Here is a 20,440-nt window from a genome sequence, read left to right on the forward strand (position 1 = left end):
AAGAGTTTTAAATACTCTTTTAGAGTATTTCTATGGCAAAAAAAACCATAGATTATTTAGCCGTATCGCATTTTGTACAACCATATCTAGCCTGGTCAGTGGTTATACCAAGCTTATTTTTAATTTCTCCATAACTGTGGTTATTCTGCCGCAACAGGCAAATCTTAGCATTACGGATAGCATCCTCTCCAATCAGTTGAATAAATTGTTCCCAATTGGAGAGGGCTATTTCCTGGATTTTGCGGTCTAGTTCTGTCATTCTCTTACTCATAGTGTACCTATTTGGGATTGTTTAACGGCCTTCTTTTGCGCATCTGTGACTGTTCTGGTTTCCTGAACCACCTGAATACGATCAATTCTGTTATTGACAGCCTGAATAGATTTAGTTTGCTCCATCAGGATCTCATAGTACTGTTCTGATTGTGCATTGCTGGTACTGATTGAAGTATTAGAAACTGAAGGTACGAATACTGGTGCCTGAAGGCTTTCTCCTAAACCACCACCAAACTCAAACTTCTGAATAGCGGCACCAGGTGCAAAGGATACCCCACCGCCAAGGGAATTGAGAGCAGATGCTATCTGAGTATGATTACCAGAAATGGTATAATCCCCAGTAGGTGCGTTCTTCGTCCGGATTACCGCCAATTCATTGGCTTCAGCTTCAAAAGTTCTTCCCTTATATGCGAATGGAGTACCGCCCCTGTTATGTGATTTACCCCCGAACCTTCCACCGCGTGTCGGGACGTCAGCAGATCCACCATACTCAAATTGGGTGTTATCAATTTCATTAACACGAATTGCATACCTACCCAATGCAAGCAATGACTGTACTGCATACTGTGCAACGCCTGCAGCGCCAAATGTTACACCATTTAATACGTTAGCTGCCGCCGCTGCTGCGATATTAGCAAGCTCTGTTACCAATGCCAATCTCGCTTCTTTTTTCTTTACCTTTTTCAGTTCTTCTCCCGCCTGCTTATCGGCCTGCTTTTTCTTTTCAGCATACTCCTTATCAAGCCTTTCTTCCTCTGCCTTGCTTTGTGCACGAGCTTTAGCTTGCTCAAGCTCGGTATCAAGGCGCTCCTGCATATCCTTCTGGCTCTGCTTAATACGGTTTTCTTCTGCATTGAAGTAGTTGTTCATTGCCGTCTCGGCCAGGCTATAAGCACCTGATAAACCTTGATATATAGTAGCGGTCAATTCATCAGATGCACCAGAAAATTTTTGAATAAGGCTTTTTAAGGTATCCGGAAGAGACAAAAGGGTGGTTTTTTGATTTTCGAGTGTTGCCTTTTGTAATGCTTGTTGTTTCTCATATAACTGGGTAACAAACGTGTTGTACTCCTGTTCGGTTATTTCTTTACTCTGTAATTGCTGCTTGTATTTAGGAAGCAGCTTTTCCATATTACTCACTTCTAAGGCGAGTACACCAACATCCTCCGTCTTATTGAGCTTTTCAGTTAAGTTCTGCTTAACTACAGTAGTATTCTTGCTTTGTGCGATAGCCAGTTTCTGCTTTTCTATATTAGCCTTATATGCCGCAATTTCCGCTTCTCCTTGCTTTTTAATGTCCTCTATAGACGCCTTTCCCAAAGCCAATTGATCTTTCTGAACATTTTGATTAACAGTTGAGATAGAATCAGCCCTCTCTTCAGCATTTTTCTTCGATTGGATATGGAGTGAATTTTCCAACTGATCCATGGATGCATTAAAAGCTGTTTGAGCATTCAAAATTGCTGTATCAGAATCCAGTTTAGCCTGGGCAAGTTCTGTTGGAGTGGCGATGGGATTATTTTGTACTGCCTGCAGTTTGGATTCAGCCTCCTTTTTCGCATGTTCAAATTGATCTTTCAGACGCTCTTCGCCAAGTTTGAAGAGCTTTTCATTAGTTTCTCTCTCATTATCCACCTTCTCTGATTTCAAGTCAGATATGAGCTTCCTTTCAGCAGCATTTGCCCCTTTTATAAGAGCAAGTTTAGCATCGATATACTTTTGATTGATTTCGAGGATATTCTTCAGATATTCTTCCTCTGATTGTTTACCCTGGGTAAACTTCAGCTTTTGAGCGGACAATTCTTCGTCTCTGTTGGCATCTTGATCTCTCAGTACGTCACGCTGATTGCCGGTAAGGCGTGAACCCTTGTCTTTATTTTTTTTATCCTTCCCTTCTGCATTCTGCAGCTCATCCTGTAGCTTTGTTCGTTGTGCTACTAAATCTTTTAGCTTTTGAGAACCTATTTCTGCTCTTTCTATCTCCTCATCCAAAGATTTTATCTCATCTTTTACAGTAGAAATAGTCCGTATTTTTGGGACGTTCGCAACAGCTGTATCTCCTTCTTTAACTGTTTGCGTTAACTTGCCGTATTGTGCTTTCACAAAAGCATTTGCCCGGCTAATTTCAAGATCTTTTGCGGCAAGTTGGTCCTGTACGCCCTGAATTGCGGCATCAATCGTAGATTTTCCAAACAAAGAGCCAACAAAAGCCCCAAATGGGACACTTCTTCTGCCTGTAGAAAGAAACTTCTGCTCTTCATCAGTAAGGTCATTCTTTCCCGTCTTACCTTCCTTCCTTTTCAACTCCAAATCGAAAAGGGTCTTCTCTAACCTGGTCCGATCTTCTATTGCCTTATTCGCTATTGCTTCCCCTGCCTGTAATTCTGCTTTTTCGCGAAGTGATTTTAAATACCCGTCTAAAATCTGTTTCCCTTCGGCCTGGGCTATGTTTTCCAAAGTCAGTCCTCTTAGGTATTCAGGAGCAATGGCTATTAGATCCTGCAAAGCCTTCTTACGGCTCCTTTCACTTATCGTGTGATCACCGATTACAGAGACAAGTAGTTTTGTTTTATTAACAGTGGCACCTATTTGATCCTGTACCTTATTGTGTATATCATTTAAAAGCCTGAGAGATGCGGCATGAGCTAGCACTTTATCTGTAGTCCCGGATATTGCGCCTGCAAAAGCCGCCATTGTGCCCACAGCAAGGCCAGCTAATGTAAGTATTATGCCCAATGGGGTGGCCAACAATGTACTATTTAAGAATTGCGCTGCTACCGTAGCCACTCGCATGGTTCCAGTCCAAAGCGCTAATGCTACAGCGTAGGCATTGGTAAAAATTGTAACAGCCCCCAATGCAATTCTACTGAGAACGATCTGCGTATTGACCAATAATAGATTTGCTTTAGCGAGGAATAATTCCTTATTCAGGATCGCCCATCCAGCAGTCCAAACGGTAGTTGCAATAATTACCCCAGGAATATTCCCTAATAGAAATGTGATAATCCCTGCAATTGCAGTTAAAAGAAGTTGAACTGAACGGTTGCTTCCCAGTATTTCAAACTTTTTAGAAATTTTATCCAGGGTTGCGGCAAATGTATCATTCTTTTTAGCAAATGCATCTGCCAGCGCAGCCTGATCACCTAACGCCCTGGTCGCATCGGCCATACGTTTCTTCGCATATTCTGCATTACCTGCTATATCACCCAAAACACCGATAACCCTGGCACCTCTTAAATGGAAATCTGTTACTCCTTCAAAAAACTTTTCCATTTCGCCAGCATTTCCCTTAAGCTTAGCCGCAACCTCTACCAGCGCATCTATTGGACTATCACGCAGTAACTTATTGAACTCTTCCAGGCTCTTACCCGTGAGGTCTGCATATTTCCTGGTATCAGTAAAAAGTTTGATTACTATTTGAGAGAGGGCAGTAGCAGATACCTCCTGTCGTTGGCCCAATTCTTCAAGCGCTGCACCCAAACCCAATACTTTATCGATCGTAATACCAGTAATACCCCTCACACCGGCTAGTCGTTCAGAGAAGCCTATCAAGAACCGCCCCGTTGCAACCCCTGAAGATGTTAGTTTGGCTATTGCGGCTCCTATATCACCGATATTTTTGGCAGTAACGTGCTTATCCTCACTATATACGTTAACTAACTTTACCAGGCTAGCTACCGCCTCATGAGGATCGCCCGCTTCATTTCCTAAGACTACGAATAACTGATCAAGAGCCTGAGTTACACCTACTATTTCATCCTTAGCCACACCTTTCTTTGCAACGATAGTGGCAATATCCACCAGACCTGCCAAAGAGGTACGGGTATCCAGTTTTTTTAGACTGTCTATGAGACCGTTAACTTCATCAGTGGTCCCTTTTGTGTAAATTTTTATTCTGGCGATGGAGTCGGAAAGCTCATAGTTTTGGTGGATGAGTTTCTGAGTGCCTGAAAGCAATGCCTGAAACCCAAAATAGCCAATAACAAACTGTGCAAGCTGGTTACGCATATCAGCAAATCCCTGGGCAATACCAGAAGTGATCTGGCTCCCTACCCCACCCATACCACGCATATCCTTCTCCAATTGAAGCACTTGGTGGTCAAGTTGAGACGCTTCTTGCCGGTTGGCAATCATTTTCTTTTCAATCGCATCCAGTCCACCCGTGCCAGCAAGCTTGACCTGGTTATATTCGTTTTTCAACTGGGCAAAGGAAGAGTTTAATTCGGTTAGACGGCTCTTTGCCTTTTGTATTTGCCCCCCTACAAGGTCACCAAGCCCCATTTGCTTAAATGCCTGTACAATACCAGTGGTATATTCGCCAACGAGTAATTTATCTTGCGAAAACTGGCGTCGGAAATTCTGTTCCGCAGCAGCTAATTGTTGCAATTTTTGAATGGCACTATCATATGTATAAAGCTGCCCATTAACACCAAGAGGATTACCAGTAGGAGTAGCCTTTACGACCTTGTACAATTCGGCATACTCTTTTCGCAACGCATTATAGCTACCGGCCGCCGCCTGGTTACTTGATTGCTGCTGCTTCTGTTGATTGATCTCTGCCTGCCGGGCAATTTGTAGTGCCTTGGATTCATTACGTTGATTGATAAGCTCTGTCCTTAGCTGGGCTTGTTTGGCTCTCGCTTCCTCATAAGCCGAACTAGCTTTTTTTAAAGCATCTGACTCCACACCTTGCGCCTGAGCCGCTTCCGTAGCTGCTTTAGATGCATTCCGTTTTGCCTTACCTACGTCGTTAAACTTGACAATCAGCGTATCAAGTTGCTTTGATACCTCATCATACCCAAGGGTACGCAGCTCATATATCTTTTGTACTTTACCGAAAGTTGCAGCCATAATTATGTAGTTTCAATGATTGCGCCTGGTATATCTGATATCAGCGCCTTCAGTGGAGAATATTTTGTGTCGTACTTGTCCTGGAACGCTATCTTCAGCGTAGGATAAACAGAGTTAAAATCTGATTCTATGATTAGTGACCATTTCCGCAAATAGCATTCGGTAGAACCCTCTGACATTGGCCGGTAGTCGGTCATTTTAACCAGTTCCCACCGTTCACCACGCACTATTTTATGCTCTCTGTGATACCAATTAGTCGCATCCTTATTATTTAATCTGAAATTGGTAGTATAAAACTGGCCATTCCGCATGATTGCGAATCGCTGCAGGAAGAACCGGCGTAGTAAACCCGGCGTCCTCACATTGGCAATCTTCTCATCACAATATGACAACACTGGATCACCCTGCCCTCCTTCCTGATAGTTGGTTGCAAACATGTAAGGGATACCTGTCTTATCCTCACCATCGAATCGCCATCCACCGGCATCATATACTACTCCTTTGTACCAGGCGAGTTTAGGCTGGAAGGTATTACTCGCCTCATCGTTACTGGTATTGCTGATGTTCTCCGGAATGATACAGATCAACTGAGGCTTCACAGCTACAGCTCCTTTATTCTGCCATTGGTCTATTTCATAGTGCATCACCGGAGAAAAGAACCTGTTTTCTATGGATTTGGTATCAGCTTTAAACCGTTCAGGGAATACATACTTTGCAGCAGCCAATACATTAGCGTTTCGGTCCTGAATGAGCTTTAGAATACCGTCGTTGGTGTCATCTTTAAACTTCATGGTCACCTCTCTTTCATAATCACGATATAGTTCAATCGTTGAGGTTTGAGATAGATCCTGCTTCTGATTCCAGTCGATATAATCTCCGTTGAAGTACCCTGTTCTTGTGTTGGTTAGGTCGGTATCCAAAGAATACGGGTGTGCGGGTTCTAGTATAACAACCTTTTGAAGCGGATCAGTGCCAGGCAGAAGATTGAAAGTATCTATGACCCCAGCAAAGAAGTCGAGAAACTTGTAATTCTGGAAAGCAGTGTAGTTTTGGAAGTCAATTGTGCCTCCTAATGGGATGCGGATGTATGCCAGTGTAAACTGGATCACCTCAACTTTTACTGTAGGGGAGAATGTACCAGTGCACTTGACATAGATTCTGGCACTTACAAAGTCACCGGGAGATACCTGAGAGGTGAAATTATCGTCTTTTACGTCTCGCTTGTTAAATCCTTGAGTAACGGTTGACTGATGGATAACATCATGCGTCTCTCTAATCGTAGTATTAACATACCACTCAACCCTGACGGTTACTTCCTGATGGTCTTGCATCTCGACCTCCCAATCGAACTGAAGGTTGAATGTGGTTTCGATTAAACCATAATTGAACGTAGCATATGTCCAATACATAATATGATTAGTGTAATCATATAGATACAGATCGTTAGGATCAAAAGCTCCATCAGTTGTTTCATTGGTAACCTTCACATCCAGGTTTCCATCAAAGAACCCAGGAGCCGTTACCTTTTCAATGCCTTTAGCGAGGAAGCGTAAGTTATCCTGTCGGTTACCTTCACTAGAAAGAAAATTACACCAGGTCCAAGGCATTACCAGCCGGCGAAAATAATTTGTGGTCAGGAATTCAGATTGAACCTTATATCCCAAACTTTTAAAAGCCCAGTAGATAATCCAATAAACAGAAATGGAAGGACGCATGTACAGCGGGGTCACATTATCATCCTTGTATTCCCCGTCTGTGATTGTGGTATCATAGAAATCGAACGGCTGGCGATACCTCACCGGTGCGAATACATAAGGTAAGGCTTCAGTATTACCAGTAAATAGCCAGGAATCCAGGATATTCTGTTTGGTAAATTGGAAATTAATATGCTTCAGCAGGTCATACAGGGTGGTTTCCTTTAGATCGATCATCCAGTCCGCATTATTGCCATAAAAATCAAACTGATAGGAAACCGGCTTGTCAGTATGGGTCGCATTGGTCAGAAATGCTTTCCCTATCAAAAGCTCATCACCATTTGCCTCAATCTTACCTGATCTGTAACTCCGGAAGATGGAGCCTTCTGTCAAATCCTCAATAGATGGATTGTGAAAGGTGTTTGCCAGCTGGTCATTATTTACCGTAGCGGGTATAGTCACATTAAACGCTTCACTGGACTTCTTCTTGGTAAAATCTTCAGCATCTTCCAGGTTGTAGCTAATGCTGATGTCTAGATCAGTGTTAGAAAGCTCTACTTCCTGCCCATCGAGAGTGATCTTTATGTACTTGGAATTCGGCATCAGTTACGTATTGTAATGTCAGTGTTGGAAAGCTGGAATTCGACAGTAAGGAGGTAAACATACCGGTCTTCAGTCTTCAATGTGTTATAGGTGGCATCTTTCAGCAGGACCGGAAGGTAGTCATCTGGCTGTCCCTGAGTTCCTTTCCACTCAAGCCACACCGAAGGGCTGCGAAATAGTTCTTTCAGCCACTTTATTACATCCTCGCTAAAGACACTGGTAACCTTGTAGGTCTCATTTGCCTGAACGCCGAAGCGGTTCATACCTCCATCAGATTTAACCAATGGCACAGACAGGGGCTTCTGCCATGAACTACTTTTAACCTCGTAGTTTTCCTCTGCCTGGATAAAGGATATAGCATCAATGGCACCGAGACCATTTAAGAAGTGGAGCCTGTACGTTTCATCTTCAGATGCAGCGCCATCCTCAATGAAGTAATGAGGAGTAGTGGCAACGACTGCGCTTTCAAGATTTGTAACCTCGACGTAGTACTCCTCCACGTCCTTCCAGGGTACGGAAGGATAGATGTTTGCAAGGTTCTTTGGTCCAATTGGGATGTATTGTACTGTCTGATCCATAGTATTATGGGTTTAAACCATCTTGTAAATAACCGGTCCTTCCGCCTTCGCAGCTACCGAAGGCTGTGAAATAGATATCATATTTCCCTTTGGGGGCTGTAACGTCTATGTATGCCGGGTTGGGGTCGGCAAAAGCAACAGAGAAATCACCGGTGTCTGTAGTCTTACGGTATTCAATCTTCACACCGGTAGTGTAGTAGGGCAATGTCTGCCAGGTAAAGCGGAATCGCTGGGTAGTAGAATCAATTTCAGCAAGGCCAACAGAAGGAATAACTACAGGACATGCATTTGCGAACACTTTAGTAACATGATTAAAGGTTGTCTGCCCTTTGTACCTGTAATAGGTAATAATGCCCTTAATCGGGCTATTATCTATGTTTACGATGGGGAAATAGTCGCTTCTGCCCAGTTTAATGCTATTCGTGGCTGGCCGGTGAGACAAAGGGAACACATTTGCACCCCAAGTACCCGATTTGAAGGTGTTAAGGTGAGTGGTTAATACCTGGTTATCCTCGTGCTGCAGGGTAGAATTGACAATGTAAGACATGTTGCTTTGGGTGCCAGTGCCGGTACTGGGTGCTCTATTGCCTGTGCCTTGAACAGGTGCGACTCCTTCGTACAGAATAAAGCCATCTGATGTTATCTTCGATGACCGGAATTTACAGTATACACTGGTCATAGCCTGATCAGCGGGGTAAATCTTTTCCCCTCCATTAGGTGCCAGGTACTTTCTGAGGTATTCCTGTGCCGCATCCTGGATATCAAACTGCCACTCACCGGTGGATAAGGCCAGAGTCTTTGACAATGATTTGTAGAACACACCGCCGAAGTAGATATCACAGAATACAATAGGCGGTGCCAAGGTAGTACTATCGGTAGCAGTAGCTGTCACCAGGTAAAGAATGGGCCTGTAAGCCGCACTTAAACCGCTGGTAGCTGGTTGGTATGTGATTGCTGTAATTGGCATTATATGGTCTCCGATTTACATTTTTGAAAATTCTGTTCGACAAGCCTATCAAAGTTTACAGACATGTAGGCATCCAGCTCCTGCTCCTTCTTTGTCATTGCAGCCTCAATCATCCCTGTACGTTGTCCCGTACTACTAAACCTGTTACTTGCGGTAGTGGGCATGCCCTGCTGTTTATGTTTATTGGCGGTAGCAAACGCAAAAGCCAGTGCGTCCTTATCACTTTTTCCTCTCAATATGAAGAACTGCCGCAAGCCTTCTATATATTTGGATGTCCCAGCACCTGTATGTGCACCAGGTGAGTATGGCACCCTGCCTGCAGCAACTCCGTTATTGACAAATCGGGTATATTCCACGGCGGAAGCGGAAAGGATACGGAAAGACCCGAATTTGCCGACCACATAAGAAAGGGAGCTTTCCATTCCTCCTGTTAGGTAGTGGCCTTGTGCCCGGCTTTCTGCCTTGATACCGGCATTTACTATGAATGCCCCTCCTTTCATTACTTCTTCTGGTGTATTCATATGGCATTTAACATGTTTGATTGTTTCTCCAATAATATCAACGTATCCTGCAGCTGACGATAGTTAGTGAGAATTCGTTCTTTACACAGGCCGCACCCCATGTCTATCACCTCATCAGGAGACACATAGGTTTTCCAGATTTGAAGCAAATAGGCCATGCTGGGGTCTGCCTGGCTGGCTGTTGCCCGGCTGATCATGTTTGTTTCCAGAATCTCCTTACGATATTCTGCCGGTATTTTGCCGGCGATTTCCTTGATGGTCATGTCAGTCTGATTTTAAAGTGTTCACAAACCTTTCGCTTAATACGATCTGGTTTCATATGAGGGTACTTTTTACGCAACTTCATGGTATAAGCCTGGATCTCCTTAAACTTTTCAACAGGAAGGCCTAATCGTGCCGCTACCTGTTCGTATGCTATACCTGACTTTTCACCAATTGGTGATATCTTTTGAATATATGGCAGATAGTAGTTCGGTACGATCATAGGCTTTGTACTTTCTTTCATTGCTGCCGCTTCTGCCGCTATCCTAATAGTATTGGGAATACTGCCAAAGTCACATCCGAATTTCATTGGGCCTTGTGATAATTCATCTGAACAATCCATTATTTACAGTTTGTAATTATGAATAGATCAATGAGGGCTATAAATGGCCCTCATTGAATTACTTGCTAAACGTCAGGGTAATAGTATCACCTGGTACGAAGAATGTATTAGCTGGTGCTTCAGCTGTAATCATTATGGTAAGCTCACCAGATGGAGTGTACTTAGTGAAATCTTTGTACTCGCCGTTAGGATCATAAACCGCAGTCAGTTTAGCTCTTTTGGAGCCACCGAAATCCTCTACTGAATTGACTTTAAATTTTGCTACAACTTGATTCATGTTATTATTTGTTCGGTTTATCCCCCGTTCCAGGGTTTTTTACAGTTTGTGCTCCGGATGCGGATCAGCAACCGGCACGGTGATTAAAGAAATGTCTTCGATGTTGTAATCCTCAATCTCACAGCCAACCATCAGAGAAAACTGGAAATCCAGCCTTACGCCGGACACCCGGTCAGTACCAATCAAGGATACCGGGTCTATCATCTTATCATATTGAGAACCACCAGGGAGGCGAAAGATAGAATTGGTAAGGCCCCTATCACGCTGTAACTGATCCACTACACGCAGGAAGTTCACAGCGCATCGCTTCATATCATGCCAGTCTTGCGTAATGGTGTGTGTTGAAGTACGGGTATTTGGGTTGGGTGCCTTTATCTGGTTGTTGCCAGTATAGTAGGTTGTATTCAGGAAGAACATAACAGCTCGGTACCTCTCCCACTCTCCCATTTTACCATCAAAACACCCCTGGCTACGTGGGGGCATCATTATAGCAAGCGGATATTTCTGCCCTGCTACCGGCTTAATGTCATCATTGATGACGCCTTCCAGCTGATCACTGTTAATCTCCAACCCGAAGCGAGGACACAGGTGAAAGCGCCCCTGAACGCCTTTCGACTGTTCAAGAACGCTTTTGAAGAAGGCTTCTATGAAAGGATAGCTGGTCATGCCTGGGCGGTTTTTGCGGAGAAGGAACCGAGTGGGTTTTTATCCAACTCCTCTTTTGCTTTGATGGACTCCACCGCAAGATCTTTTTTGATCTGATCATCTATTTCACCAGATAACTCCTGCCACTGTGCAACGGCCGCAACCCCTGACTGCAGCAGTTCCACATATGACTCAACACTTACACCAAGATCCCTTGCACTTTTATTCTCCAGATTATTAGACAGCAGAGCAAAGTCCATCATGGTTAAATCCTCTTTCTTAACCATCAGGAGCCTTTTAAGCTCATAAGGAGCAATGCCAAGAGATAAACAGGAGGAATACTCCAATGCAATTTTGGCAGCATCAAACCACTTAGGATTAATTGCTTCAAATGGCATGTTGGTAGTTTGTAATGCCTTCTGTTTTCTTTCGTTGAATTGCTGTACTACGTTCATATAGTTTGATTTAGTTGATGACTACTTTGATTTCTCTCTTTCGGCCTCGTAATCGAGGTGCTGTGCTTCGTTGAGTTCCTTTTCTTCTGAGGCATATATCAGGATATCAAAACATTTGGCCTTTCGTACACAGTCTATGCTGCTCATGTTTGATCCAGGTATATCGAATACTTTTGTTTTGGCTATGGATTTAAGGAAATTGACCCATCCCCATTGCTCGAAGTGTTTTGCTGAGTGCCTACCACCTCCTTTGATTCGGCTACGGTGGAAGACTGGAAATGATGAATGGACAAACTCATTGAAGCGGTCAAAAAAAAACCGACACCCATGGCAATATCCATTGGCAATTCACGCATCATTTCAATGCGCTCACTGTTTTCATAAAGGAAGGATTCGTCATATTCTTCAGATGGCTTTCTGAGGTATATAGCACACAGCTGTAGCATTGCATCCCATCTGCTTTTGCCCAAAGCAATTAGGTTCTGTACGACCTGCTTTGAGTCGATGAACTCACCGAACTGCATTTTATCTCCATGCTTAAGTGAAGGCGGGTGGAGAACCCATGTTTCCCCTTTCCAAGAATACTCCTGCCGACATTCTACTTTGCTCTCACTTTCAAATAGCACAGAAAGACAAGCATAGTAGATATTTGCAATCTTATCTACGAACTCACTTTCTTTTAGCGCTTCGGGAGTACAGTTGGCGAAGAAGGCGAAGGTTCGGAACATTTTCTCCATTTGGAACTCAACTACTTCAAGCTCTTTCATAGGCCCATCCTCCATTTCGACAATCTTCTTAAGCCACTCATCGAGGTCATTACCATATTCCTCCTGAAAAGCTATTCTCTGTCCCAGTGTGAACTCAGATAAAGAGGATGGGATAACTACCTCTTTGTCATTAACAGTTATTCTCATTGCTGGCCTGGTTTACGACCTCTTTTTTTAGGTTGATCTACCTGCTGTGTCATGTCGGCTTCCTTCTGCTCATCATCATTCTCTTCTTCCTCCTCCTCACTATCATCATCGTCAGATGAGGTTAACGGATCGACGATAGGATCTGTAACAGGTAGAGTATTGTCTTCCTCCAGCTGTTTGTCAATTGCTGCCTGCTGTGCCGCGTCGGCCTTCTTCTGCATAATGGCGATGGCGATATCTTCAATGAAGTCTTCATCGATCTCACGATCTTCGTAATCATCAACACCAGCCAACTTTGCCACTCCCCGTATAATCAGCTGTTCCTCTGGAATAGTAGCACTATGTACCAAACCTTCAGGAGAGATGGTATCAAATTGTACATAGAGCTGACTTACTCTGTCCCTAAATGCCTGCATGTCTGCTTCATCTGCAGTAAGATCAGCCTGTTCTATCTTCTTACCGTAGGTGACTTCCTCACCCATAAAGTTGGTAATGGGCTGGTGCTCTGGTACAACATCGCTATTTACTGAGCCACCTGTCATACCAGCAAGGCGATTTCTGATTTTAAGTAATCCGGAGCAGACAAAGAGTAGTACAGAAGGGTGGTCCTTAAGCAGCGTTTTGAAGTATCCATCTGCTTCATTAAGCATATCTAATGCTTCCGCTATAGGGGAATTGTTTTTGTCCATAAACAATCTTTTTTTTCAAAGGTAGTCAAAAAGAGTATTTACACATCTAAAAGAGTTTATAGACGGTCTAATTTAGACCGGTTTTGCTCTGTGCGAGTGGTAGGGGCTGCAGTAGTAGTATTGGCTGTCTTGATTTTCTTCTTGCGCTTCAGCCCTTTATAAGTCGTAATACCATACCTACCCGCATCTTTAAGGTGGTTATTTGCGTCTACTGGCTCGTCTGTTGGTTCGCCATCAGCACCTAGTTTCCACTTATACTCTTCGTTCTCCATCCATAGGTTATCAGAACATTCTGTACCGTAGTTCTCCATAGCATTGACTTGTTTGATGCCAAATTTGAGGCTATCAGGACCTTTGTCGGCTGCTCTGATATGGGTAAATCCAAGATCCCGTAATTCCTGTATACTCTTAGGCTCTGCCGAATCAGCAATAATAATTGCATTCCTCGGCACTCCACGTACCCGCATCATGTCTGCCAAAGCCGGATTAGTCAGGCCCGGTTCATAAATCACCTCATGCCAGAATGCCCTGTTATTATGTATCTTGAGCTCTACCACTGCTACGGGATCACCAGAGTAACCAAAGTCAATGGCATATATAGATGTGTATGGTAGAGACCGGAAGAATTCAAGTGTAATATGCTTCCAGTTCCTGTATATTCTGCCTCGGGCACCTTCCGGCACCAGGCCCAATACATCAACGTAATACTGTTCAGGGTTGTAGAACTGGCTATCAGGGTCACCATACGCCTGGTATTTAGCCAGAGTCTTAGGATTAAGGTTCTTTATGTTGTCCTTGTAGGTAGAATGGATGCACAATACATCAGGGTTGGATTTAGGGATGGCCTTATAATATGGTAATGGCTTGCCTTCCGGATGATATTTACCGTCTGAGTCTGTATATGGGTTTCCATCATATAACCCGCACTCCTCCAGGTTATAGAAGCGCTTTATCAGCCAATGGTTTTTACTGGGCGGGTTATACAGGAAGATTACCTGGATATTCTCAACCTTATCTGTACGGATAGAGTCATCCAGCTTATTCACCTCTCCTTCATGGTTCTCATCTGCCTCCTCAATCAATACGTGGGTGATCCCTGCCAAGGATTTAAGTTTTGCGGACCGGTTACCACTGGATTTATTAAACCCCTTACTGATGATGGTATTACCTGTAGGCTTATACAGGATGGTCATTTTACTTTCATTGATCTCAAAGTCTGCCTCGTCGAAATCGCTTTCCTCTATCCTGTCCTTAAAATCAGCAAACAGGGAATCCCTGATATCAGAGAACACGTTGCGCAGGAATACACCACGGAAGTAGGCTGGTTGGGTAAGGAGGATGAGGAAATAATCGGTGCCGAAATGAGAGCGACCAGCTGCACGGCCTCCCCAGATGTGAATATACCTGGCTTTAGTTGTGAATACAGGCTTGTATAGGCGGGATATATGGTGCCGGTGCTCAGCCGCCATAGTCCTCAAAGATTATTCGCGTTGTAACATCGTGTTTGATAGGTTCGCCATTAGGTCCTGATTGCTCCTGTGCCACCCTGTCTTTATACTTTTCAGGGGCATGGGCCTTAAGGAGTACGATCAGGAGGGTATCGCTGTATTCCTGTACCCAGGCAATCCTCTTCCCTTTATAATAAACCCCCTTTTTAACGCCTTTTACTGCCCTGCGCTGGGCTTCGTCTTCCAGTACCCCAACCGACATTTTAGAGGCAGATTTAAAGCCCTCTATGAATGATTGGTTGCCCTCTTTGGTTTCATCAAGCCAGTTATAAAAGGTTCGACGGGCCACCTTTGCCTTCCTGCAGGCTTCAGTAATATTACCGCACGCCTCATAGGCAGACAGGACATCCTTCTGTATTTTTTCGGTTGTTCGTGCCTCTCCTTTTTTTAATCGTGCCATTGTGCCGTGATTACAACACAAAGGTAGTCAAAAAGAGTCAGCAAAACTCTATTAGAGTTTTGCTGACTTAATACTATTTTACCATACCACATTGGACAGGTAAACGAAAAACAGTTTATTTAATATTATTTATGCGTTGTTAATTCAGATGCATGAAGTAATGATATGGGAGATGGTATTATTGGAGAGATGAATGGTTATTATGCAGAGTGAACACACTTAATTTACCGCAGCTGTGAAAAAGGGATTGAGGTGATTACAAATAAAACATCTTATCAAGTACAATCAAGTCCTCCATATCATCAAAAGTACCCCACATTAGCTCTCTCCATAAGTCCTCTATATTTAATCGTTTGTTTCCCGAAAGGGAGATGCAATAAATTTTTTTAATAATAATACGATTCCAAAAGCCCTTGAAACAGCGCTCCCTTATCTTTACCTTCCATATGGTTATTCTTCCATCATTAATAAAAGGTATATTTTCTTCACACTCCCGCGCAAAATTTAATAACTTATATCTACCCTTACCCTTTTCCATTATTTACCGGTAACCTGGCCGGTAAGGTTTAATTGTTAGAGATTGTATCATGATCTATCCGCTTGTCCCAATCTGGCGTAATGCCATCCTCCTTTGTAGGTATTTCGGATACCAGTTCCCCCACAACCTTTAAATACCCCTGGTTTGTATTGCACCATTCCTGAGCCAATCGCTTATTTGGTGCGTCTACATAAGGACCTGCCCAGCTCTTAAGCATTCCATCGTTAGGATCGATGGCTTCGATTTTAGTTACCCACTTTCTCATTATGTCAGTTTTAAAAGAATGATTTAAATAAATCATGAAGTAATTCAGATTCTCTTTTTCTTCTTTCAACCTCTTTAATTCGTTCTTCTTCCGCCTTTTTTATATCCCGCTGTTCATGCTCTATTGACCATTTGGAACGTTCAAATTTGCTGCATTTAAACGCGCCACAGGAATTATAAATTTTCTTTACGGGGTCTCCCGGTTCCCTAGGGCATTGCTGTGTCATCCACAGATTACAATCTCCGCATCTATCATAGTGTTTCATCCTTCCCGGCCTCCTTCTCCGGTATTTGCTTTGGAACCTGTTCCTCTTCATGCCGGTCTGTGTCTGTCTCTTTGAAAAACGGACAATAATGAGCGGCACACAAATTAGATTCGTCCTCTGTACACCCACATGCAGGGCATTCTTTTTTATCCTCATGCGTGCTGACTGGTGCTGCATTTGAAGGCTGCTCAACTTTAGGCGATGACGCTATTACTTTACCGCAATCATAGCAACGCAAAGTCGTGCCGCCGCAGTTATTACATTTGAGTTGTTCCATCAGCTCTTTACCCGGCCCGGATGCCCATTCGTCGAATTTAGGGGCCTTGCCGCTGCTTACATATAGGTGATGCCCGTAATCTTCGTAAGCGTCTGCAATTTTTTTTATAAGTTCGTAATTAGCCATAGTATTGAATTAAAACGTTAATGTCATGGGCAATACATCCAGCTTCTTTTGCCCTGTCTATACTTTGAATCTTCCAACGGAATAGTTCGTCTGTAGCTGATGTTCTGCCGTCCTGCTGGTATATTAACTGGACCAAGGCGCATACATAGCCCTGTAGAAATATCTTTTCTTCTGGTTTCATTATTCAGATTCGTTTAAGGCGTTAATTAATGCATCAGCGGCTTCAACAGCCTGAGCAGCCGTACCGCCAAAATAATCAGCAACAGGATTATTTGCGATGATCATGGCTGCCATAAACCGAGCTGCGAATTCTTGTCGAATAGTTAGCCCATTTAATCCATTGTTGTCTGTAACAGGGCAAGCCGGTTCGTCTCCTGCAATTTTCATAGTATTGCTTTTAAAAGTTGTTCAGGAATCGGGCACCAGTGGGAGGCGGTATAAGTAACACCAGGTGTGGCAAATTCATACATGGTGAAGTCGTCTGGATTACCAGTATAGGTGCCGCCTAACATCCGACCGTTATCATGGCTGTGCTCAACGCCAACAATGAATAGGCATCGGTCCCCTCGTTTTGGCAGTGATTCTGTTACAGGGATCCACCGGAGGTTGCGTAGTGCCCAACCAGCACCAGCAATAAATCCTCGTATAATTTCATACTGACCTGCAGGGCTGGCAATATGCCGACATTGTGCATACTTCCATCCAGCTTCGCGAGTTTCGTTATCCATTTGATTCGGCCCCCTTTGCCGGTTCAGTTAATTCTTTCATCGTAGTATCAAGCTGCTGAGCATCTACGAATAGGCAAACCATAATATGGGTATTAGCCAGCCCAGACATATGCTTTTTAACTAAGGAACCTGTAGAATCATCTACTCCAAACGTAACCAAGCCACCGGCTTTAACACTTCGGAACTCTACAAGAGTGTTAGATAAGCGAACATCTTGATCCCTGTCTGCCATAATACCAATGGCGCGGAACTTTAATTCATTTTTATTCATTGTTACCCGCTAACGTTGCGGTCTCCGGTTTTATCTTATACACAGAAACAATATCTAATGCCACGCTCTTTCGATAACTGACTTCAACAGTCTCCTCAGGATTAATCAGGTCCAATAAGCACTGATCTATATCCTCTTGCTTAGCATAATCATACATATTAAAAACCAGGTTATTTGGACCCATTACTCCACGTTCCATATCTATGATTGTATAGAATACTGTGTGGTGAAAATTGAATGGTTGTGTACAAATAATAAAGCGTTCATTTCTCGCCTTGATAGTGTATGCTCGTTTCCATGGAGCAAAGATTATCTTGTCTCCTGGTTCAGCACTGTTAATATCAATTATCCTTTTCATTATTTTCCGCTAACGTTACGGCCTCCGGTTTAAAGGTGATGAGATTCTTTTCGATCAGGTGAATGTTTCAGGTAATCACTCATAAGTCAAATAATGTGGGCATTTTCACGCTTTCTTCCGCAGCCTTGCAATATGCTGAGCCGTCAATAAAGTAGTTGTGATTAAGCTCAAAGGCAACACCAAACCTTTCCAGTTCAACAGCTATCGACGGTACTGTCATTATCCCACCAAACGGGTCCAGAACGATATCACCTTTATTTGATAGCTGATTGATCACCCGCTTTCCCAAGTCTATCTGTAAAGGGCATAAGTGCATTTCCTTACCTTTGCTGTACTGAGAACTATTGAGTGTTCTCATGCGCGTGATATCTGTCCATACTTCGTCTGACCAGCTTTGCGGCTGTAGAAGCATGAATGTGGTTGGAAGTTTACCGGCAGCTTCCAGGGCATCACCAATTGAAACATGGTAATCAAAGTCGTAAACCTGATTGAGAGAGTAATCTTTAAATACCTTGAATATTTTATCATGCTCCAAACCAGCGATTTCATTAGGTGTAAGAAGCCTGTCTCCGGAAGAACGGGCAAAGTCATGAGCATCTACCTGCCATTTTGATAAGGAGTATTTCTTCTTTTCCTTCACCACAGGGATGTCTGCATAACTGTTTGAGGTATCGGTAGGAGGCTTTCTAAACAGGAGTAGATACTCCGGCATTCCTACGCCCATCTTGCTACCATCCTTACACTGTTCAGACCAGCCGAGGCGATAGGTTTGGTTATTCTCGCGCACGACATCAGTAACTATCGTCTTCATTCCCATGTAAGCAAATCCATGCTTCAGGAAGTGCATTATGGTGTGACAATGGAAGGGATATGAAGTTTGAGTTCCCATTCCCGTCATACCTATAGGGACAATACGATCCTTTACGTGAATTGCTGCTATTCTGCCAGGCATAAGAGACCGGTAAAGCTCCGGGGTGAGGTAATCCATCTGCTCAAAGAACTCCTCATTGTTTTCACTATGACCAAAGTCGGAGTAATTCGGAGAGTACTCGTACTGAGTGGCAAATGGAATACTGGTAAGTACAAGGCCTATGCTATTCGATTCCAGCCGCCGTGCCTCTAAAACACAATCATTATTCACGAGACGGTACCGGCTGCCTTTGACTTCAATCCTTTCTACTCCTATCTTCCTTGTAAGTAAGTTGGCCATAGCCGCTTGTGATAAACCAAACTCTTTAATTATGTCGGTCATTACTTTGACTTGTTTATTGTGATTTTGCCATTTCGTTTCAATATTCTTTCGGACTTCCCGCTCTGCTTCGGTATAAATAAGATCCACTCTTACTCGATGCTGCTGCAGAAATCGCAGCAGACGATGAATTGATTGAATAAAGTCATTGAATTTAAAACCGATACCCAGGTATATTGCCCAGTGGCAGTAGCGTTGTAGGTTGGTACCTGAACCAAGCATACATGGTTTCGCCGCTAACTCTTGAATGCGCCCATATGCAAAGTCAGATACCGTATCCTCCCTTACCTCTAGCTTTTGGGAGCCATAAACAGACAGGCATGATGGTACCGCTTTTTCAATAGCCTGTCTTTCACTTTCCAGGTCGTGCCAAATAATGCGGTGTGCCGCAGGATCCTCTGAGCGTAGCTGCATCATCTTCGATATGCGATCGGAAAGGCTATCACGCTTCTCTTTTGCCGCTCCGGTCAATCCTAATGCGACATCTTTAAATAGTCGGCCCTGCCCACTTTTTTCGGTACCTGCAGATGTGTGGTCAGTTGGCAACTCATGCCATCTCAGGTCGAGTTCAGGAAGGATATATCCCTGGTCATCTGCAGCATCTCCTGTGATATCGGATGGCTTCTGTACAAACAGTCCCCAGCTGGCTACCCATAGCCAGAACTCTTTTTCTTTATGTGCATGCAGGGTGAGCTTATCCGCCTTGGTACTATCACGTTTGAAGAATCTTGTTTTGGCCTGGCTGATATCCATGATGCCGAGAAAATCAGCATATGCCAGAAGCTCTATATAGTCGTTTGGAGAAGGTGTTGCAGTAGCTACGAAACGGTATGGTACACATTCGGATCCTCTACGGTTACCAAGCGGTCCGCCATCACCGGTAAACAGGCGCATAAACTCTCGAAACGTTTTACTTCCTCCGAATCCTCGTAACACGCTTGCTTCATCAAGAGAAGCGACTTGGAATAACCTTGGATCGAGCTTTCCGTCCCTAACCGTTTCATAGTTTGTTATATAGATTCCAGTTTCTTCGCATTCGTCTATGGACCGGATGAATTTAGGAAGCACCTGCCAGCCGAGAATGTTTTTGGCATCATTGATAAACTCCTGACGTACACCAAGTGGAGCAATGATTAAACCGCGTCCACCGGTTCTGGTAAGAATGATGCGAATGGTCTCCAATTGTGTTACGGTTTTATGCAACCCAAATGAGGCGAAATTGGCTCGACGTCCGCCTTCTACATTCCACTTTACCATTAGTCGATTATGTGGTTTCAATGCAGTGCTGATTTCATCGATATTGACATCAAATCCATTACTACCTGCTAACTTTACTTTCCTTCTCAGGAATTCATCATACTTAATCTTGTTCAACTGTTCCATT

24 protein-coding genes are annotated in these 20,440 nt (G+C 43.6%); all 24 read right to left on the minus strand.

Annotation, left to right across the window (positions count from 1 at the left end):
• Nucleotides 1–52: 52 nt before the first annotated feature.
• On the minus strand, nt 53–271 hold the full coding sequence (locus tag QQL36_RS31285) for a hypothetical protein (RefSeq protein WP_321567960.1): 219 nt from the start codon (nt 269–271) through the stop codon (nt 53–55).
• Nucleotides 268–5,124: a phage tail tape measure protein gene (locus QQL36_RS31290; RefSeq protein WP_321567961.1), complete on the minus strand. Its 4,857-nt coding sequence runs from the start codon at nt 5,122–5,124 to the stop codon at nt 268–270. Before QQL36_RS31290 ends, QQL36_RS31285 begins: the two co-directional genes overlap by 4 nt.
• Nucleotides 5,125–5,126: 2 nt before the next feature.
• Nucleotides 5,127–7,421, minus strand: a complete 2,295-nt coding sequence (locus QQL36_RS31295; RefSeq protein WP_321567962.1) for a hypothetical protein — start codon at nt 7,419–7,421, stop codon at nt 5,127–5,129.
• Nucleotides 7,421–7,999, minus strand: a complete 579-nt coding sequence (locus tag QQL36_RS31300) for a hypothetical protein (protein ID WP_321567963.1) — start codon at nt 7,997–7,999, stop codon at nt 7,421–7,423. The genes QQL36_RS31295 and QQL36_RS31300 overlap by 1 nt, the downstream gene beginning before the upstream one ends.
• A 4-nt stretch (nt 8,000–8,003) precedes the next feature.
• On the minus strand, nt 8,004–8,966 hold the full coding sequence (locus QQL36_RS31305; protein WP_321567964.1) for a hypothetical protein: 963 nt from the start codon (nt 8,964–8,966) through the stop codon (nt 8,004–8,006).
• Complete coding sequence (locus QQL36_RS31310; protein ID WP_321567965.1) at nt 8,966–9,487, minus strand: hypothetical protein; 522 nt, start codon at nt 9,485–9,487, stop codon at nt 8,966–8,968. The genes QQL36_RS31305 and QQL36_RS31310 overlap by 1 nt, the downstream gene beginning before the upstream one ends.
• Nucleotides 9,484–9,750, minus strand: coding sequence for a hypothetical protein (locus QQL36_RS31315; protein WP_321567966.1), 267 nt, complete (start codon nt 9,748–9,750; stop codon nt 9,484–9,486). The genes QQL36_RS31310 and QQL36_RS31315 overlap by 4 nt, the downstream gene beginning before the upstream one ends.
• The gene (locus QQL36_RS31320; protein ID WP_321567967.1) at nt 9,747–10,058 is read right to left on the minus strand and encodes a hypothetical protein; all 312 of its coding nucleotides are present in this window, start codon (nt 10,056–10,058) and stop codon (nt 9,747–9,749) included. The genes QQL36_RS31315 and QQL36_RS31320 overlap by 4 nt, the downstream gene beginning before the upstream one ends.
• Before the next feature lie 91 nt (nt 10,059–10,149).
• Nucleotides 10,150–10,368 carry a hypothetical protein gene (locus QQL36_RS31325; RefSeq protein WP_321567968.1) on the minus strand — a complete coding sequence of 73 codons (219 nt, stop codon included), beginning with the start codon at nt 10,366–10,368 and terminating at the stop codon, nt 10,150–10,152.
• A 39-nt stretch (nt 10,369–10,407) separates the two neighbouring features.
• Nucleotides 10,408–11,034 carry a hypothetical protein gene (locus QQL36_RS31330; protein WP_321567969.1) on the minus strand — a complete coding sequence of 209 codons (627 nt, stop codon included), beginning with the start codon at nt 11,032–11,034 and terminating at the stop codon, nt 10,408–10,410.
• Nucleotides 11,031–11,468, minus strand: coding sequence for a hypothetical protein (locus tag QQL36_RS31335; protein ID WP_321567970.1), 438 nt, complete (start codon nt 11,466–11,468; stop codon nt 11,031–11,033). The genes QQL36_RS31330 and QQL36_RS31335 overlap by 4 nt, the downstream gene beginning before the upstream one ends.
• Nucleotides 11,469–11,489: 21 nt before the next feature.
• Nucleotides 11,490–11,615: a hypothetical protein gene (locus tag QQL36_RS31340; protein WP_321567971.1), complete on the minus strand. Its 126-nt coding sequence runs from the start codon at nt 11,613–11,615 to the stop codon at nt 11,490–11,492.
• A 35-nt stretch (nt 11,616–11,650) separates the two neighbouring features.
• On the minus strand, nt 11,651–12,382 hold the full coding sequence (locus QQL36_RS31345) for a hypothetical protein (RefSeq protein WP_321567972.1): 732 nt from the start codon (nt 12,380–12,382) through the stop codon (nt 11,651–11,653).
• Complete coding sequence (locus tag QQL36_RS31350) at nt 12,379–13,071, minus strand: hypothetical protein (protein WP_321567973.1); 693 nt, start codon at nt 13,069–13,071, stop codon at nt 12,379–12,381. Before QQL36_RS31350 ends, QQL36_RS31345 begins: the two co-directional genes overlap by 4 nt.
• Nucleotides 13,072–13,127: 56 nt before the next feature.
• On the minus strand, nt 13,128–14,540 hold the full coding sequence (locus tag QQL36_RS31355) for a PBSX family phage terminase large subunit (protein WP_321567974.1): 1,413 nt from the start codon (nt 14,538–14,540) through the stop codon (nt 13,128–13,130).
• Nucleotides 14,530–14,979: a hypothetical protein gene (locus tag QQL36_RS31360; RefSeq protein ID WP_321567975.1), complete on the minus strand. Its 450-nt coding sequence runs from the start codon at nt 14,977–14,979 to the stop codon at nt 14,530–14,532. Before QQL36_RS31360 ends, QQL36_RS31355 begins: the two co-directional genes overlap by 11 nt.
• Before the next feature lie 566 nt (nt 14,980–15,545).
• Complete coding sequence (locus tag QQL36_RS31365; protein WP_321567976.1) at nt 15,546–15,782, minus strand: hypothetical protein; 237 nt, start codon at nt 15,780–15,782, stop codon at nt 15,546–15,548.
• A gap of 251 nt (nt 15,783–16,033) precedes the next feature.
• Nucleotides 16,034–16,450, minus strand: a complete 417-nt coding sequence (locus QQL36_RS31370) for a hypothetical protein (protein ID WP_321567977.1) — start codon at nt 16,448–16,450, stop codon at nt 16,034–16,036.
• On the minus strand, nt 16,443–16,631 hold the full coding sequence (locus QQL36_RS31375) for a hypothetical protein (protein WP_321567978.1): 189 nt from the start codon (nt 16,629–16,631) through the stop codon (nt 16,443–16,445). Before QQL36_RS31375 ends, QQL36_RS31370 begins: the two co-directional genes overlap by 8 nt.
• A complete protein-coding gene (locus QQL36_RS31380) occupies nt 16,631–16,837 on the minus strand; it encodes a hypothetical protein (protein WP_321567979.1) in 207 nt (68 codons plus the stop codon). The genes QQL36_RS31375 and QQL36_RS31380 overlap by 1 nt, the downstream gene beginning before the upstream one ends.
• The gene (locus QQL36_RS31385; protein WP_321567980.1) at nt 16,834–17,178 is read right to left on the minus strand and encodes a DUF551 domain-containing protein; all 345 of its coding nucleotides are present in this window, start codon (nt 17,176–17,178) and stop codon (nt 16,834–16,836) included. The genes QQL36_RS31380 and QQL36_RS31385 overlap by 4 nt, the downstream gene beginning before the upstream one ends.
• Nucleotides 17,171–17,449: a hypothetical protein gene (locus QQL36_RS31390; protein ID WP_321567981.1), complete on the minus strand. Its 279-nt coding sequence runs from the start codon at nt 17,447–17,449 to the stop codon at nt 17,171–17,173. Before QQL36_RS31390 ends, QQL36_RS31385 begins: the two co-directional genes overlap by 8 nt.
• Entirely contained in the window at nt 17,442–17,807 is a 366-nt protein-coding gene (locus tag QQL36_RS31395; protein WP_321567982.1) for a hypothetical protein, read from the minus strand. The genes QQL36_RS31390 and QQL36_RS31395 overlap by 8 nt, the downstream gene beginning before the upstream one ends.
• A gap of 79 nt (nt 17,808–17,886) precedes the next feature.
• Entirely contained in the window at nt 17,887–20,439 is a 2,553-nt protein-coding gene (locus tag QQL36_RS31400) for a DNA methyltransferase (RefSeq protein WP_321567983.1), read from the minus strand.
• Between the last annotated feature and the right edge of the window lies 1 nt (nt 20,440).

The organism is Chitinophaga sp. LS1, assembly GCF_034274695.1.
Lineage (GTDB): Bacteria > Bacteroidota > Bacteroidia > Chitinophagales > Chitinophagaceae > Chitinophaga.

Bases quoted from the DNA above. Each gene is read 5' to 3' on its own strand.
- QQL36_RS31285 (WP_321567960.1), bottom strand. From the start codon at position 271: ATGAGTAAGAGAATGACAGAACTAGACCGCAAAATCCAGGAAATAGCC.
- QQL36_RS31290 (WP_321567961.1), bottom strand. From the start codon at position 5,124: ATGGCTGCAACTTTCGGTAAAGTACAAAAGATATATGAGCTGCGTACC.
- QQL36_RS31295 (WP_321567962.1), bottom strand. From the start codon at position 7,421: ATGCCGAATTCCAAGTACATAAAGATCACTCTCGATGGGCAGGAAGTA.
- QQL36_RS31300 (WP_321567963.1), bottom strand. From the start codon at position 7,999: ATGGATCAGACAGTACAATACATCCCAATTGGACCAAAGAACCTTGCA.
- QQL36_RS31305 (WP_321567964.1), bottom strand. From the start codon at position 8,966: ATGCCAATTACAGCAATCACATACCAACCAGCTACCAGCGGTTTAAGT.
- QQL36_RS31310 (WP_321567965.1), bottom strand. From the start codon at position 9,487: ATGAATACACCAGAAGAAGTAATGAAAGGAGGGGCATTCATAGTAAAT.
- QQL36_RS31315 (WP_321567966.1), bottom strand. From the start codon at position 9,750: ATGACCATCAAGGAAATCGCCGGCAAAATACCGGCAGAATATCGTAAG.
- QQL36_RS31320 (WP_321567967.1), bottom strand. From the start codon at position 10,058: ATGAAATTCGGATGTGACTTTGGCAGTATTCCCAATACTATTAGGATA.
- QQL36_RS31325 (WP_321567968.1), bottom strand. From the start codon at position 10,368: ATGAATCAAGTTGTAGCAAAATTTAAAGTCAATTCAGTAGAGGATTTC.
- QQL36_RS31330 (WP_321567969.1), bottom strand. From the start codon at position 11,034: ATGACCAGCTATCCTTTCATAGAAGCCTTCTTCAAAAGCGTTCTTGAA.
- QQL36_RS31335 (WP_321567970.1), bottom strand. From the start codon at position 11,468: ATGAACGTAGTACAGCAATTCAACGAAAGAAAACAGAAGGCATTACAA.
- QQL36_RS31340 (WP_321567971.1), bottom strand. From the start codon at position 11,615: ATGAGCAGCATAGACTGTGTACGAAAGGCCAAATGTTTTGATATCCTG.
- QQL36_RS31345 (WP_321567972.1), bottom strand. From the start codon at position 12,382: ATGAGAATAACTGTTAATGACAAAGAGGTAGTTATCCCATCCTCTTTA.
- QQL36_RS31350 (WP_321567973.1), bottom strand. From the start codon at position 13,071: ATGGACAAAAACAATTCCCCTATAGCGGAAGCATTAGATATGCTTAAT.
- QQL36_RS31355 (WP_321567974.1), bottom strand. From the start codon at position 14,540: ATGGCGGCTGAGCACCGGCACCATATATCCCGCCTATACAAGCCTGTA.
- QQL36_RS31360 (WP_321567975.1), bottom strand. From the start codon at position 14,979: ATGGCACGATTAAAAAAAGGAGAGGCACGAACAACCGAAAAAATACAG.
- QQL36_RS31365 (WP_321567976.1), bottom strand. From the start codon at position 15,782: ATGAGAAAGTGGGTAACTAAAATCGAAGCCATCGATCCTAACGATGGA.
- QQL36_RS31370 (WP_321567977.1), bottom strand. From the start codon at position 16,450: ATGGCTAATTACGAACTTATAAAAAAAATTGCAGACGCTTACGAAGAT.
- QQL36_RS31375 (WP_321567978.1), bottom strand. From the start codon at position 16,631: ATGAAACCAGAAGAAAAGATATTTCTACAGGGCTATGTATGCGCCTTG.
- QQL36_RS31380 (WP_321567979.1), bottom strand. From the start codon at position 16,837: ATGAAAATTGCAGGAGACGAACCGGCTTGCCCTGTTACAGACAACAAT.
- QQL36_RS31385 (WP_321567980.1), bottom strand. From the start codon at position 17,178: ATGGATAACGAAACTCGCGAAGCTGGATGGAAGTATGCACAATGTCGG.
- QQL36_RS31390 (WP_321567981.1), bottom strand. From the start codon at position 17,449: ATGAATAAAAATGAATTAAAGTTCCGCGCCATTGGTATTATGGCAGAC.
- QQL36_RS31395 (WP_321567982.1), bottom strand. From the start codon at position 17,807: ATGAAAAGGATAATTGATATTAACAGTGCTGAACCAGGAGACAAGATA.
- QQL36_RS31400 (WP_321567983.1), bottom strand. From the start codon at position 20,439: ATGGAACAGTTGAACAAGATTAAGTATGATGAATTCCTGAGAAGGAAA.